Below are 14,279 nucleotides of genomic sequence, written 5' to 3'. Positions count from 1 at the left end.
GTGCTTTTGTCCGTGTTATCACATTTCGTTAAGACACCAACAAATCAAATTGTGGTGCCCGGAGGCGGAATCGAACCACCGACACGAGGATTTTCAATCCTCTGCTCTACCGACTGAGCTATCCGGGCGACGGAGCGCTATTAAACGGATTTTCCCGCTTTGCGTCAACCACTTTTTTTAAATAATTTCAAAAAAGTGCTTGTTCGAACGCTTTTTATTCAACTATCACTACAAAGTTTGCTTTGAGTTAAATTCCTTTTTGAAATTTGTAACTTTTTCTAGGTAACGACGTGCTTCTGCGTTCGGATGTTTCTTAGTTAGTGCCCAATAAACTTGGTTGGGTTGCAACGAATTAAGATCTTGCATTGCGCGTTTGCGATCGCTGCGATGGAATGTGTTTAAAACACCTCCAGTACCACCATTGTAAGCGGAAATCATACTGTACTCGAGAGAGGTTGGGTGATGGACTTCTCTTAAATAACGATTTTTTAAGATGTAGAAATACGCAGTACCGGTATCGATGTTGTTTTCTGGATTAAACAAATATTCCGGGCTTGGCTGGCCTGAGCGCTTTTTCACGAGCTTGAATACGTCTCGACCGGCGGTTTTAGGTACAACTTGCATTAAGCCATACGCATTTGCCCAACTTACTGCGTACGGGTTGAAGCTGCTCTCGGTTTTAATAATGGCGTATATCAAATCTTCTGGAATATCGTATTTCTTGGAAGCTCGGCGCACGATATCGGCGTATTGGTAGCTGCGTGTTGAAAAATGGTCTTCAACCATGGGGATTTCGACGTAATACGCTTTCTTGAAATCTACGTCTTTGGTCTTGATCTTGTTTGCGATGAGATACTCCGCAAATCGGTTTGCCCGCCAAGACCACTGAATTGGCTTATTGTCTTGATCGACAACTTGTTTATACAGAAATGGTTGCCCTTCTAACGTGATTCCTTTTGAGGAGAACAAGTCGACGTGAGCTGGATCGTCTGGCGTGAGTAAGGTAGTGACAATCGCCTCTTTGAGGTGCTTTTGGGGCTCGGTCGGTGATACGGTTTCAATCGTGATCACGCCTTTGCGAAAGTCGACCTCGGCACGGCTAAGGTAGTTATCGATATATTTGACGTAATTACTTTTGCCTGCGTACTTAATTTCTTTTTTACCCCAGCGCTTTTGAATATTACCAGAGAAACTATTGATCAGGGCATCTAACGCGGCGGTATCTTTTTCAAATTGTCCAGGTAGCTCAGCTAAGTTATTGGCAAAACGGTTTGTGGGCTCGTAGTTGACGTCATAAATCTTTTCGACTAATTCACGGCTACAGCCAGCCATTAAAAGTGCGGCAGCAATAAAGACAATTTTTTTCATAAGTATCAGGGCTATTGAAGGTAATAGAAAAATGACACCACAAGTGGTTGTGATGTCATTGTTTTAACTCAAGCGACTTTATTCGCTCGGCGGTGTGTAACCTTCGATATGAACGTCTTTTCCTTCAAAGAGGAAGTTTACCATTTCTGTTTCGATCAGTTTTCGGTGCTCTGGATCCATCATGTTGAGTTTCTTTTCGTTGATCAACATGGTTTGTTTGTGTTGCCACTGAGCCCACGCTTCTTTCGAGATGTTGTCGAAAATGCGTTTACCTAGTTCACCAGGGTAAAGTTGAAAGTCTAGACCTTCGCCTTCTTTTTTTAGTCGAGCACAAAATACAGTGCGGCTCATAATGACTCCTTGTATTCAATTAACGAAGTTCGTGGGGTAGCGCTTCCAGCAATAGTTTTACTGGCGCGGCTAAACCGACTTCTTCAGGTTTAGATAAGTTATACCAAAGACCTTTGTTGCCTTCCATTATCACGTCCGGTTGCTTTGATAAATCAATCAAAATTGGCGTGATATCGAGGTGGTAATGGCTAAAGGTATGGCGAAAGGTAATCAGTGTTTGCTGCTGCTTGATATTGCTGGCTTGAATGCCACGTTGATCCAGTAGCAATTCAATGTCGCTTTCTACATCTACATGTTCGGTTTGTGGGAAGCAAAATAAGCCACCCCAAATGCCTGTTTGTGGTCTTTGTTCTAACCACACTTCATGACCATTTTCGGTGTTGTGATGAAGCATTACAAAACGAGTTTGCTTGATTGGCTTGTCTTTTTTCGGTTTTTTACCCGGGTAGTCGAGCACATTGCCTTGTTGTTTTGCCACACACAGATCCGCAACAGGGCAGAGGCTACATTTGGGTTTGCTGCGTGTGCAGACCATCGCGCCCATGTCCATCATTGCCTGGTTATACTTATCTACGTCCGTTTGTGGGGTATGCGTTTCGGCAATTTCCCACAGCTGGTTTTCAACCTTTTTTTGTCCTGGCCATCCTTCGACTGCGAAACAGCGGGATAGGGTGCGCTTCACGTTGCCATCAAGAATCGCATGTGGTTGTTTATACACAGACGATAAAACGGCGGCTGCGGTAGAGCGGCCAATCCCCGGTAAGGCGTTCATTTTCTCTATATCAAGAGGAAACTCACCATTGTATGTAGAGGCGACCTCTTGTGCTGCTTTGTGAAGGTTACGGGCTCGGGCGTAATACCCTAAGCCAGTCCAAAGGTGCAGGACTTCATCTTGCTCAGCATTGGCAAGATCGAGCACGGTTGGAAAACGCTCTAAGAAACGTTGGTAATACGGAATAACCGTAGTGACCTGAGTTTGCTGAAGCATGATTTCAGACAACCAGACACTGTATGCGGTCTTATTTTGTTGCCACGGAAGATCTTTTCTTCCATATGCGTCATACCATTCTAGGATGGCATTGGCGAAAGGTGTCACGACTTGCTCTGTATTCTATTATTGGTTAGGTGCAAAATTGCACCACATAATGGGCAAGAAGTACAACGGATAAACAGTAGGGATATAAAGAGGTGTGCTATTGCTTTTGGGCTGCCATAGGCCAAGAGCTCAACAAATACTTGCACCTCAGTAAATTCTTTGGATAATCCCCGCTTTGATTAATCAATGTGCAGGCAAAATCAATGAGTGAAGTAACCACTAACGAATACAACGAAGACGGAAAGCTGATCCGCAAAATCCGCAGCTTTGTGCGCCGTGAAGGGCGTTTGACTAAAGGTCAAGAGAGCGCGATGAATGAATGCTGGCCAACGATGGGTATTGACTTCAAAGCTGAACTTCTCGATTGGAAAGAAGTGTTTGGCAACGATAACCCAGTAGTGCTTGAGATCGGTTTTGGTATGGGTGCTTCATTGGTTGAAATGGCAAAGAATGCACCAGAGAAGAACTTCATTGGTATCGAAGTACACAGCCCGGGTGTTGGTGCTTGTCTTGCGGATGCGCGTGAGGCGGGAGTTACTAACCTGCGTGTGATGTGCCATGACGCAGTGGAAGTGTTTGAGCATATGATTCCAAACGGCAGCCTATCGACACTGCAGTTGTTCTTCCCAGACCCTTGGCACAAGAAACGTCACCACAAGCGTCGCATCGTTCAATTAGGTTTTGCTGAAATGGTTCGTGAGAAGCTGATCCCTAATGAAGGTGTTTTCCACATGGCGACAGACTGGGAAAACTACGCAGAGCACATGATTGAAGTTATGAACCAAGCGCCAGGTTTCGAAAACATTGCTAAAGATGGTGATTTCGTTCCTCGTCCAGACGACCGTCCTTTAACGAAGTTTGAAGCTCGTGGTCACCGTCTTGGTCACGGTGTGTGGGATATCAAATATAAGCGTATCGCGTAACTAGAGGAGTTCATGGGATGTACCATTACGCGATATTAGCGAATCCGGGTCATAACCGAATTTACTTTGATAGCGCAATGACCATTGCCTGTTCAGAGCTAAAAGCAATTTTAGCTTCACAAGGCGTGGATGTGACAGAAATTGGTAGTAAAGAGGTTGGCTTACCTGCAGCGTTGGTGTTTTCTTGTCAGGAAGCTCTAAGCGATGAGCAGACGCGAAGAATCGCAGCCTCTTCGATTTACTATGCACTATTTGAAGTGCGCGAAGATGGTTTACTTCGACCAATTCAAGCGCCAGCGTTCAATACTTTCCCGGAAAGCATGAGTCAGATTCTGCGTTATACCGGGAAAACAAACGAGCAGTTTACTCGCTTGATGGTGAATATAGGCATTAGTGCGTCCAATACGGGAAGTGAGCAGCAGACCTTAATGGATCCAATGTGTGGTAAAGGTACAACCTTGTTTGAAGGCTTGATCCATGGTTTGAACGTGGTGGGGGTAGAGATCAATGCCAAGTGGGTGCAAGAGATCCAGACCTTTATCGTTAAGTTCATGAAGAATGGCCGCTTTAAGCACAAAGTGAGCAAAGAAAAGCGCACAGCGGGTGGCAAGAAAGTGGCGGATGGTTTCGTGGTTGAAGCTGCAGCAAATAAAGAAGATTACAACCAAGGCAATCTTCAGTTTATGAAGCTGTATTCGGCTGATACTCGTATCGCTGATCAAGTCGTGAAAAAGAACTCAGTTGATGTAATGGTGTCTGATCTGCCTTATGGTGTGCAGCACGGCAGCAAAAATGCCAAGGACAGCAAACTGAACCGCAGCCCACTAGAGCTTTTAAAAGAGGCTCTGCCTGCATGGAAAGTGGTACTGAAAAAACAAGGTTCAGTGGTGTTGTCTTTCAATGAATTTACGTTGAAATGGAAAGACGTCGCGGCATTATTTGAAGAGCAAGGTTGGAAGGTACTTTCAGAAGAGCCTTACATCGGTTATCTTCACCGTGTTGATCAATCTATCAACCGCAATATTATTGTGGCAGTAAAACCATAATCGACTTGAGTCGAACGAACCCTATGGAAAAGCCAACGACACGTTGGCTTTTTTTACCTCTGAGCTCAACGAGTTCTCTTGTAAATAGAAGGTAGAGAATGAAACCGACAGTGGAAATTTTGACAGATATTTTGGCGGAAGTGCGCCCTTTAATCGGCCAAGGCAAAGTGGCTGATTACATTCCTGCTCTGGCAAAAGTACCCAGCAACAAGTTAGGTATTGCGGTATACACCAACGAAGGTGAGGTTATTAAGGCGGGCGATGCCGATGAACCTTTCTCTATCCAATCTATTTCAAAAGCATTGAGCTTGACGTTAGCGATGTGCTTGTACAAGCAAGAAGAAATTTGGTCTCGAGTGGGAAAAGAGCCTTCTGGGCAGGCATTTAATTCGCTAATCCAGCTAGAAATGGAGCAAGGTATTCCTCGCAATCCTTTTATTAATGCTGGAGCGATAGTTGTGGCGGATCTGTTGCAAACTCGCTTATCTGCACCTCGTCAGCGTCTATTGGAATTTGTACGTCAGCTTTCTGGTGATACTCATATTGTGTATGACAAAGTCGTCGCGGCATCCGAAATGATGCATGGTGATCGTAATGCGGCGATTGCATATCTCATGCGCTCGTTTGGCAACTTCGAAAATGAAGTGATTCCAGTGCTGCAAAACTACTTCCACGCTTGTGCGCTGAAGATGAGCTGTGTCGATTTGGCTAAAACGTTTAGCTATTTAGCAAACAAGGGCACATCGGTACAAACGGGTAAGCCTGTAGTTTCCCCTGTGCAAACCAAACAACTTAATGCACTGTTAGCAACGTGTGGCCTGTATGATGGCGCGGGCGAGTTTGCTTATCGTGTTGGCATGCCTGGTAAGTCTGGCGTCGGTGGTGGCATTATCGCGGTAGTACCTGGCGAAATGACCATTGCAGTATGGTCTCCAGAGCTTGACCCTTCAGGCAACTCGCTTGCTGGCACTAAGGCGCTTGAGTTGCTATCGGAGCGAATTGGCCGTTCGATTTTCTAATGTTGAAGTTCTATATAAAAAGCCTCTCAATTGAGAGGCTTTTTTGTTTTTGGGCTGCTTTACTCTTCGCTTTCTTCGGCCATAAAGGCTTCGAGCAAATCATTAAGGAAGAGCTTACCTTTTTCAGTAATTTGCCAATGAGTGGCGGTTTCACTCAAGTAGCCCATTTCTAACGCCCAATCAATAGTTTCTTGAATCGTACTGAGCGGCAAGCCTGTGGTGTCCACGTAATCTTGCTTCGGGCATGCTTCGATTAAGCGGAATCGGTTCATGAAAAACTCGAATGGACGGTCTTCATCCGCGACGACATGTTCTGTATGCAGATAAGGTTTGACCATATTTTGATACGCCGCTAAATAGCCTCGCGGGTGTTTTACCTTCGTCGTTCGAATAATACGTCCGTCGGTAAAACTGAGTTTGCCATGAGAGCCACAACCGATACCAAGGTAATCGCCAAAGCGCCAGTAGTTGAGGTTGTGCTGACACTGATAGCCCGGCTTGCTGTAACCCGAGATTTCATATTGCACATAACCCGCGGCTGCAAGTTTTTGGTGTCCGAGCTCGAAAATATCCCACAAATCATCATCATCAGGTAGCGTTGGTGGCTTGTAGTAAAACATGGTGTTTGGTTCGATGGTCAGCTGATACCAAGACAAGTGCGGCGGTGCCAACTCAATCGCTTTGTCCAAATCTGCCAAGGCTTGTTCGATGCTTTGATCAGGTAAGCCGTGCATGAGATCGAGGTTAAAGCTGTTCAAACCGATTTGGTGCGCCAGCTTAGCAGCATTGACGGCTTCGTCTTGGCCGTGAATGCGCCCCAAACGCTCAAGCTTCTGCTGCTCAAAGCTTTGCACACCGATAGAGATACGCGTTACACCAGCTTTGCGGTAGCCAACAAAACGCTCTGCTTCGATAGTGCCTGGGTTCGCTTCCATGGTGATTTCGATTTCAGGCTTGAACGGAATACGCGCTTCAATGCCCTTAAGTAGACGCTCGATGCCTTCTGCCGAAATCAAACTCGGCGTACCACCACCAATGAAGATTGAATGCAGTGGACGTGGCGCTTCGTTAAGGCGGTATTTCTCAATGTCGGTACCCAAATCTTCTAGAAGGGCACTGATGTACTCTTCTTCTGGAATCTCGGTTTTGAGCGCGTGAGAGTTAAAGTCGCAATACGGGCACTTTTGTACACACCAAGGGATGTGTACATACAAGCTGAGTGCTGGGGGCGTTAACATGGTCTAATTCGCTCGTGATTACTGAGACACTTGCTCAGACAGTTTAGCAAACAACGACTTGAGCGCTTTACCTCGGTGAGACAGTTGTTTTTTACGTGCAGGTTCAAGTTCGGCTGACGCACAGTTGTTTTCAGGAACAAAGAAGATTGGGTCGTAGCCAAAGCCATTTTCACCGTGTGCTTCAGTTAGAATACGGCCTTCCCATTTACCGTGGCAGACGATAGGCGTTGGGTCGTTCTCGTGACGCATGAGGACTAATACGCAGTGGAAACGTGCTGTACGTTCTGCTTCTGGTACGCCTTCCATTGCCGCTAGCAATTTTTCTAGATTCTCTTGGTCAGATGCGTTCTCGCCTGCGTAACGCGCAGAGTAAATGCCCGGAGCGCCTTTTAAGAAATCGACTTCTAAGCCAGAGTCATCTGCAATCGCAGGAAGCCCTGTTTCTTGTGCGGCATGGCGAGCTTTGATGATCGCGTTTTCAATGAAGGTTGTACCCGTTTCTGCTACTTCCGATACATTGAATTCACTTTGCGCTAATACTTCAAAACCGAAGTCAGACAACAAATCTGCCATTTCACGAACTTTGCCTTGGTTACCGGTTGCTAGCACAATTTTTTTCATGGGAATCTCTTTTAATAGTGATAGAGGAGAACAAATCGTTCTCCTCTAGATATTCTTTAACTAATAAGTGGTTTTTAGCCTGCTTAGATCCAAAAGCTTTTGGATCATCACAACCCAATTACTCTTCAACATAAAACTTCTGGGTGAATTTAAGCTTACCTGAGCCTTTGTTTCCAGCTTTTACGTCAATATCGAAAGTAAAAGTTTCTTCGTGGGTAATTGGCAGTTCGGCTAAATAGTATATCGCATTGCCTTCTTTGACTTCACGAAAGGACAAGGTCTGAGTTTGGCCGATGAGGTTTTTCGCGCGTCCAGCAATTTTTGCTTCTAATGCAGGTTTACCCAATGAAGCTCTATCTAGCACGCTAATATTAACCACAGCGAGGTATCCATTACGCTTGATATCGTAGCTACGTGCGACTTTCGGTGTTAAGAATGTCGAGTTAAACGCGACATAGTGTACTTCGATATCTTTCATATTTTTAAACTGATCGGCGAAGCTTGGTAACGACAATAGGCTGATCAGTAATGCGGTAATCCATTTGCTCATTGTTACTTCCTCAAAGCACTTGTTATAAAACAACCATAGCCGCAATTTACCTTGGTCACGGGATAAAAATGCGAACTCAGTCATTGGTACTAGTAAGTGTGGTACAAAATTGTAAATAAAAAGCCATCATAAGATGGCTTTAATTTCTGTCGGTATCTGGGTAGGCGATTCTATCCGAATTTGTTTGTGCCGTCCTAATTCACCTTTTTCTATGTGAACCAAACCCTTAGCGATTTTAAACTGCTTGGCTAAGAACTTAGTTAGGTGCGCATTAGCTTTGCCATCGACAGGTGGAGCAGTAATGGCGATTTTGAGCTCTTCACCATGCAAGCCAACAATTTTATCGCGGCTTGCTTTAGGTTGAATATAGAGCTTTAGGATGATGTCCTCGCCATCTTGCCAAACTGCGGCTGACATTATAACTGGAACCAAATTGGACCAATGATATCACCCATCAAGAAGTTCGCGAACTGCAGGCCGATAAACAGTATCAGTACGCTCAAATCAAGACCACCAATAGCCGGAATAATACGACGGATTGGTGCGCACATTGGCTCGGTTAATTGATGGAATACGTACTCGATAGGGCTGCGACCTTGGCTTACCCAGCTCAAAATTGCACGGATCAATAGTACCCAGAACAGCAGACCTCCAGCGGCTTTGATTAATGATAACAAGCCCAAGAACAAGAAATCAGCGCTGAAAGAGACGGAACCGTTCGAAGCTATTAGGATAAGCACGACAAATTTAAGCACACACAACACGTAGGCAAACAACACGGTTGCTAGGTCAATATTCCCCACGGAAGGGATAACGCGGCGCAGTGGACCAATGACCGGCTGAGTCGCTTTTACTATAAATTGCGAGAATGGGTTGTAGAAGTCTGCGCGCGCAGCTTGCAACCAAATTCGCAAAATTACGACCATGATGTACAGGTCAAATAGGGTTGAGATGAGAAAACTCATTGAATTCATAAGGTACCCTTAACAAGTGATGGATGATACTAAACGGAGTTCATCCAAATAATTAAAACAGTTTTTCCATTTCTTCCGCGCGAGCCACAGCAGCTTGCATGGCTTTAGCAACAATATCTGAAAGTTGATGTTCGTTGAATGTACGCAGTGCTTCTGCCGTTGTCCCACCTTTCGATGTCACATTCTCACGCAGGGTCGATAGCTCAGTTTCTGGGTTGCTAACCACCATACTGGCCGCGCCCAATGCAGCTTGCTGAACCAATAGTCGAGCGGTGTCTTTATCAAAGCCTTGAGCAATCGCTTCTGCTTGCATCGCCTCCATAAACAGGAAGAAGTATGCCGGAGCACTGCCTGCTGCGGCAATCACATTATTGATGCCAGACTCTTGCTCAACCCAACATACTTTACCGACCGCTTCCATTAACTCTGCGGCAAAAGCTTTGTCTTGCTCAGTTACATGGGCTGGTGCGAATAAACCACTCATGCCCAACCCAAGTTGTGATGGCGTATTTGGCATAACACGAACCAAGTTCAATTTGGTGTCTAGCATATCATCCAATCGTGAACAGTTGATGCCAGCGGCAATAGAAATCACCAGTTTATTAGTGAAATCGATCGCTTGCAGTGGTTTACAAACATCCGCCATCATTTGCGGTTTCACAGACAATACCACCACATCCGCTTCGGTCGCCGCTTGGATGTTATCGCTGGTGGTACGGATGCCAAAATCTTGTTCTAGCGGAAGACGGCGAGCCTCTGAAGGAGCCGTCGCGGTAATGTTTTGCGCTGGGTATCCGTTAGCAACCAAGCCTGAAACAATGGCTCTCACCATGTTGCCAGCACCAATGAAGGCGATTTTTTTATGTTCCATTTGTCTGATTTCCATCATGATATTTAGAGTTTGTTGTGCGCTCAGGTGTATAATGGCGCCGCTGTTACTTACTGCTCCTATTGGCGAGTAAGATGATTGCGCGATTTACTCTTTAATTTAACGACGAACTTATGTCGCGAGTGAGCGTTTTGTTGATTTAGCTGTAGTCTCGTGCGCCGAAAATAGCGGTTCCAATACGAACCATTGTACTACCAGCTTCGATTGCAGCGGTCATATCACCACTCATTCCCATTGATAATGTATCGATTTCTGGGAACTGAGCTTCGAGTGTTTGCTTCAATGTGGCCAACTTCTGAAACTCATGAAGTTGTGATTCGTAGTCAGACACGTTGGCAGGAATCGACATCAACCCTCTTAAAGTGAGGTTGGGTAGGCGAGAAATCAACTCCGCCAGCTCGAATACTTCCGCTTCGGTGACACCAGACTTAGATGCTTCACCACTGGTGTTAACCTGAATCAGAACTTGTAGCGGTTTAAGTTCACTGGGACGCTGATCATTCAGGCGTTGAGCAATCTTGGTTCGATCGATGGTGTGAACCCAATCGAAATGTTCGGCAACAAGTCGCGATTTATTCGACTGAATCGGGCCAATGAAGTGCCATTCGATTCGATTATCTGGATAATGCTCGGCAAAGTGCTGAACTTTACTGACGCCCTCTTGGACGTAGTTTTCACCAAAGGCGGTTTGTCCCGCTTGGTAGGCTTCGAGAATTGCCTCGACAGGTTTAGTTTTGCTTACCGCTAGAAGTTGCACTGACTCTGGAGTTCGACCACATTTTTGTTCGTCATATCGAATTTGAGAGGTGATATGTTCAATATTTTGTTGAATACTACTCATAGCTGTACTTTAGACTTAAGGATTTTAAATGGATATCACTGAGTTACTGGATTTTAGTGTAAAACATAATGCCTCGGATCTACATCTTTCTGCAGGTGTCCCACCAATGGTTCGTATTGATGGGGATGTGAGAAAACTAGGCATTCCAGCGTTTACACACCAAGAAGTGCATCGTTTGGTTTTCGAAATCATGAACGATGCCCAACGCAGTGAGTTCGAAGAAAAACTCGAAGTCGACTTCTCTTTTGAGTTGCATAACGTTGGTCGTTTCCGTGTCAACGCTTTCAACCAATCTCGTGGCTGTGCGGCAGTATTCCGTACCATTCCAAGTAGCATTCCAACTTTGGAAGAGCTGGAAGCCCCCGAGATCTTCAAAAAAATTGCGAACGCTGAAAAAGGCTTAGTTCTGGTTACTGGCCCAACAGGTTCTGGTAAATCGACGACCTTAGCAGCCATTGTTGACTACATTAACCGTAATCACAACAAGCACGTACTCACAATTGAAGATCCGATTGAATTTGTTCACAACAACAATAAATGTTTGATCAACCAGCGTGAAGTTCACCGTGACACCCATAGTTTCCAAAATGCTTTGCGTAGTGCATTGCGTGAAGACCCAGACGTTATTCTGGTTGGTGAGATGCGTGATAAAGAAACCATCAGCCTTGCCTTAACGGCGGCAGAAACGGGGCACTTAGTGTTCGGCACGTTACACACTAGCTCAGCGGCAAAAACCATTGACCGTATTATCGATGTGTTCCCTGGCAGTGATAAAGACATGGTGCGCTCGATGCTTTCTGAATCCCTTCGTTCGGTTATCGCGCAAAAGTTATTGAAACGTAATGGTGGTGGCCGTATTGCATGCCATGAAATCATGATGGCAACGCCTGCGATTCGTAACTTGATCCGCGAAGACAAAGTCGCGCAGATGTATTCGATCATTCAAACTGGTGCGGCTCACGGCATGCAAACCATGGAGCAAAATGCTCGTCAGTTAATGGCGCAAGGCATGGTTGCTCGTGAAGAGGTCGATAGTAAGATCGGATTAGAAGTGCAGCAATTCTCGTAATACGTAGGTGAACACGGAAGATGGATCTAAATAAATTTCTCGAAGGTATGCTGGCGCTGAAAGCGTCGGATCTTTACATCACGGTTGGTGCGCCAATTTTGTTTCGCGTGGATGGCGAATTGCGACCTCAAGGTGAAAAACTCACCGAGAGTGATGTAGCGGCATTACTCGACAGTGCTATGGAGCCAGATCGGCGTCAGGAATTTCGTAAAAGTCGTGAGTCGAATTTTGCCATTGTGAGAGATTGTGGCCGCTTCCGTGTTAGTGCCTTTTTTCAACGAGAATTACCGGGTGCGGTGATTCGTCGTATTGAAACCAATATTCCCACCTTCGAGCAATTAAAGTTACCGTTAGTGTTGCAAGATTTAGCGATAGCCAAGCGTGGTTTGGTGCTGGTGGTCGGTGCTACTGGGTCAGGTAAGTCCACCACAATGGCGGCAATGACGGGCTATCGAAACAGCAACAAGACGGGGCACATTTTGACGGTCGAAGATCCGATCGAATTCGTGCATGAGCATAAGCGCTGTATCGTGACTCAACGCGAAGTTGGGTTAGATACGGAAAGCTATGAAGTTGCGCTTAAAAACTCGCTGCGCCAAGCACCAGATATGATTTTGATTGGCGAGATCCGTAGCCGTGAAACAATGGAATACGCGATGACCTTCGCCGAAACGGGCCATTTGTGTATGGCAACGTTGCACGCCAACAATGCCAACCAAGCTTTAGAGCGCATTCTTCACTTGGTACCGAAAGATCAAAAAGAACAATTCTTGTTCGACTTGTCGATGAACCTAAAAGGCGTGGTTGGTCAGCAGCTGATCCGAGATAAAAATGGGCAGGGGCGTCATGGTGTGTTTGAGATCTTGCTAAATAGCCCACGTGTGTCGGATTTGATCCGTCGCGGAGATTTGCATGAGTTGAAGTCAACCATGGCTCGCTCAAATGAGTTTGGTATGCTGACGTTCGATCAATCTCTTTATAAGTTGGTGATGCAAGGTAAGATCAGCGAAGAGGACGCGCTGCACAGTGCCGATTCGGCGAATGATTTGCGCTTGATGTTGAAAACACAGCGTGGCGAAGCATTCTCTACGGGCAGTCTTGCTAACGTTAAGATCGATATGGATTAAGCGTGTTTAGACGAAAAAAGGTTGGCACTTGCCAACCTTTTCTTGTTTTGAGTATTGTGTTTTATTCACCCCAGAGGGCTTCAAACCAGCTTTCTAGAATCACCACCGCTGACTGGCAGTCCACATTCCCTTTCGATAGGGCTTTGTAGCCGCCCATGCTGAACAACTCCGCACGAGCTTCTGCTGTAGATAATCGCTCATCATGCAGTTCAACAGGTAAGCCGTATCGGCCTTGCAGACGCTTAGCAAATTTTCGTGCACGAGGGGTTATGGTCTCAAGGTCTTTGCCATGAAGATCAGTTGGTAAACCGACCACTAGCAAATCTGGCTGCCACTCTTTGATTTGCTTTTCGATATCGTCCCAATTTGGAATACCGTCATTGGCTTTAAAGGCTTTTAATGGGGAAGCTGTACCGGTAATTTCTTGGCCAATAGCGCTACCAATGCTTTTGGTTCCAAAGTCAAAAGCCATAATTGTGCGTGACATAAGGTGTCTCTATCTAATGTAACTGTATTTCGGACTAAGCATGTCCAGAGTCTGCTGAAAGGTGACTTGGGTCGATGCCCAGCTTTTCGACCGCTTTCTTCCAACGCTCGTTGATTGGTGTATTAAAGATAATTTCAGGCGTCGCTTCAATGGTGAGCCAAGAGTTTTCGACCAGTTCATTTTCTAATTGGCCTGCACTCCAACCTGAGTAGCCAAGTGCCACTAAGTAATCACTTGGTTCTGCTTCTGTTCCTAACACCGACAGAATATCACGTGAAGTGGTTACAGCGAGATCATCGGTCATTTGGACGCTGGACTCGTAGTAATCTTTAGGTTTATGCAGAATAAAACCACGATCTTCCGAGATTGGGCCGCCATTGTAGACTGGTCTATCTAGGCTGGCTTCAAATAGGCGCGGGTGTACTGGCTGAACTTCCACCTGCTTGAGCATGTTGCCGACGGTGATATCAACAGGAGCATTGATCATCAACCCCATAGCGCCGTCTTCGTTGTGCTCACAAACGTAGATCACGCTGTTTTGAAAGTACGGATCTTTCATCCCAGGCATGGCAACTAAAAAGTGATTTGTGAGATTCATACTCATATTGACCCTTAACTCTCGTAAATGCCCCTAAGCAAACATCATACAGTTTACCATCTAGGTATGTGCATGAGTTTGC

Annotated in this window: 17 protein-coding genes and 1 tRNA gene; 5 read left to right on the top strand and 13 right to left on the bottom strand. The window is 45.6% G+C overall.

All coding sequences use genetic code 11. From position 1 onward, the window contains the following. Positions 1-52 precede the first annotated feature (52 nt). The 4 genes from LIX84_RS09475 to mutY all read right to left on the bottom strand — a co-directional run bounded on the left by LIX84_RS09475 (position 53) and on the right by mutY (position 2,815). Positions 53-128, bottom strand: a tRNA-Phe gene (locus LIX84_RS09475). 100 nt (positions 129-228) lie between these two features. Further along, complete coding sequence (mltC, locus tag LIX84_RS09470) at positions 229-1,368, bottom strand: membrane-bound lytic murein transglycosylase MltC (RefSeq protein WP_182020041.1); 1,140 nt, start codon at positions 1,366-1,368, stop codon at positions 229-231. 78 nt (positions 1,369-1,446) lie between these two features. Further along, positions 1,447-1,719: an oxidative damage protection protein gene (locus LIX84_RS09465; RefSeq protein ID WP_005381002.1), complete on the bottom strand. Its 273-nt coding sequence runs from the start codon at positions 1,717-1,719 to the stop codon at positions 1,447-1,449. A gap of 19 nt (positions 1,720-1,738) precedes the next feature. Next, positions 1,739-2,815, bottom strand: a complete 1,077-nt coding sequence (mutY, locus tag LIX84_RS09460) for an A/G-specific adenine glycosylase (RefSeq protein WP_114323654.1) — start codon at positions 2,813-2,815, stop codon at positions 1,739-1,741. 203 nt (positions 2,816-3,018) lie between these two features. On the opposite strand from mutY, the gene trmB reads away from it, so the two are divergent. From trmB to glsB, 3 genes are all read left to right on the top strand, one after another. Continuing rightward, positions 3,019-3,738 (top strand): tRNA (guanosine(46)-N7)-methyltransferase TrmB, encoded by a 720-nt coding sequence (trmB, locus tag LIX84_RS09455; protein WP_085342616.1) that lies wholly within the window; start codon positions 3,019-3,021, stop codon positions 3,736-3,738. A gap of 17 nt (positions 3,739-3,755) precedes the next feature. Further along, on the top strand, positions 3,756-4,784 hold the full coding sequence (locus LIX84_RS09450; protein ID WP_226421138.1) for a TRM11 family SAM-dependent methyltransferase: 1,029 nt from the start codon (positions 3,756-3,758) through the stop codon (positions 4,782-4,784). 98 nt (positions 4,785-4,882) lie between these two features. After that, positions 4,883-5,803 carry a glutaminase B gene (glsB, locus tag LIX84_RS09445; protein WP_005393987.1) on the top strand — a complete coding sequence of 307 codons (921 nt, stop codon included), beginning with the start codon at positions 4,883-4,885 and terminating at the stop codon, positions 5,801-5,803. A gap of 59 nt (positions 5,804-5,862) precedes the next feature. Here the strand turns inward: glsB and hemW are convergent, their stop codons facing one another. The 7 genes from hemW to LIX84_RS09410 form a co-directional block, all read right to left on the bottom strand. Next, the gene (hemW, locus tag LIX84_RS09440) at positions 5,863-7,041 is read right to left on the bottom strand and encodes a radical SAM family heme chaperone HemW (RefSeq protein WP_226421137.1); all 1,179 of its coding nucleotides are present in this window, start codon (positions 7,039-7,041) and stop codon (positions 5,863-5,865) included. Between the two features lie 18 nt (positions 7,042-7,059). Then, on the bottom strand, positions 7,060-7,662 hold the full coding sequence (locus LIX84_RS09435; RefSeq protein WP_226421136.1) for an XTP/dITP diphosphatase: 603 nt from the start codon (positions 7,660-7,662) through the stop codon (positions 7,060-7,062). Positions 7,663-7,780: 118 nt separating this feature from the next. Beyond that, positions 7,781-8,212: a DUF4426 domain-containing protein gene (locus tag LIX84_RS09430; protein ID WP_005393982.1), complete on the bottom strand. Its 432-nt coding sequence runs from the start codon at positions 8,210-8,212 to the stop codon at positions 7,781-7,783. 126 nt (positions 8,213-8,338) lie between these two features. Beyond that, complete coding sequence (yggU, locus tag LIX84_RS09425; RefSeq protein ID WP_005393980.1) at positions 8,339-8,629, bottom strand: DUF167 family protein YggU; 291 nt, start codon at positions 8,627-8,629, stop codon at positions 8,339-8,341. After that, positions 8,629-9,186 (bottom strand): YggT family protein, encoded by a 558-nt coding sequence (locus LIX84_RS09420; RefSeq protein WP_226421135.1) that lies wholly within the window; start codon positions 9,184-9,186, stop codon positions 8,629-8,631. Before LIX84_RS09420 ends, yggU begins: the two co-directional genes overlap by 1 nt. Before the next feature lie 52 nt (positions 9,187-9,238). Then, on the bottom strand, positions 9,239-10,057 hold the full coding sequence (gene proC / locus LIX84_RS09415) for a pyrroline-5-carboxylate reductase (RefSeq protein ID WP_012841394.1): 819 nt from the start codon (positions 10,055-10,057) through the stop codon (positions 9,239-9,241). Positions 10,058-10,214: 157 nt separating this feature from the next. Continuing rightward, entirely contained in the window at positions 10,215-10,916 is a 702-nt protein-coding gene (locus tag LIX84_RS09410; RefSeq protein WP_054575409.1) for a YggS family pyridoxal phosphate-dependent enzyme, read from the bottom strand. A gap of 28 nt (positions 10,917-10,944) precedes the next feature. Between LIX84_RS09410 and LIX84_RS09405 the strand changes: the two genes are divergently transcribed. After that, positions 10,945-11,985: a type IV pilus twitching motility protein PilT gene (locus tag LIX84_RS09405; RefSeq protein ID WP_005381015.1), complete on the top strand. Its 1,041-nt coding sequence runs from the start codon at positions 10,945-10,947 to the stop codon at positions 11,983-11,985. Positions 11,986-12,005: 20 nt separating this feature from the next. After that, a complete protein-coding gene (locus tag LIX84_RS09400) occupies positions 12,006-13,112 on the top strand; it encodes a PilT/PilU family type 4a pilus ATPase (protein WP_006743091.1) in 1,107 nt (368 codons plus the stop codon). Between the two features lie 61 nt (positions 13,113-13,173). Here the strand turns inward: LIX84_RS09400 and ruvX are convergent, their stop codons facing one another. After that, entirely contained in the window at positions 13,174-13,599 is a 426-nt protein-coding gene (gene ruvX / locus LIX84_RS09395) for a Holliday junction resolvase RuvX (protein ID WP_005381017.1), read from the bottom strand. A 34-nt stretch (positions 13,600-13,633) separates the two neighbouring features. Further along, on the bottom strand, positions 13,634-14,197 hold the full coding sequence (locus LIX84_RS09390) for a YqgE/AlgH family protein (protein ID WP_005393973.1): 564 nt from the start codon (positions 14,195-14,197) through the stop codon (positions 13,634-13,636). Between the last annotated feature and the right edge of the window lie 82 nt (positions 14,198-14,279).

The organism is Vibrio sp. E14 (assembly GCF_020515785.1).
GTDB lineage: Bacteria > Pseudomonadota > Gammaproteobacteria > Enterobacterales > Vibrionaceae > Vibrio > Vibrio diabolicus.
Note: the sequence above shows the minus strand (reverse complement) of the source record. Positions and strands in the feature narration are given on the sequence as shown.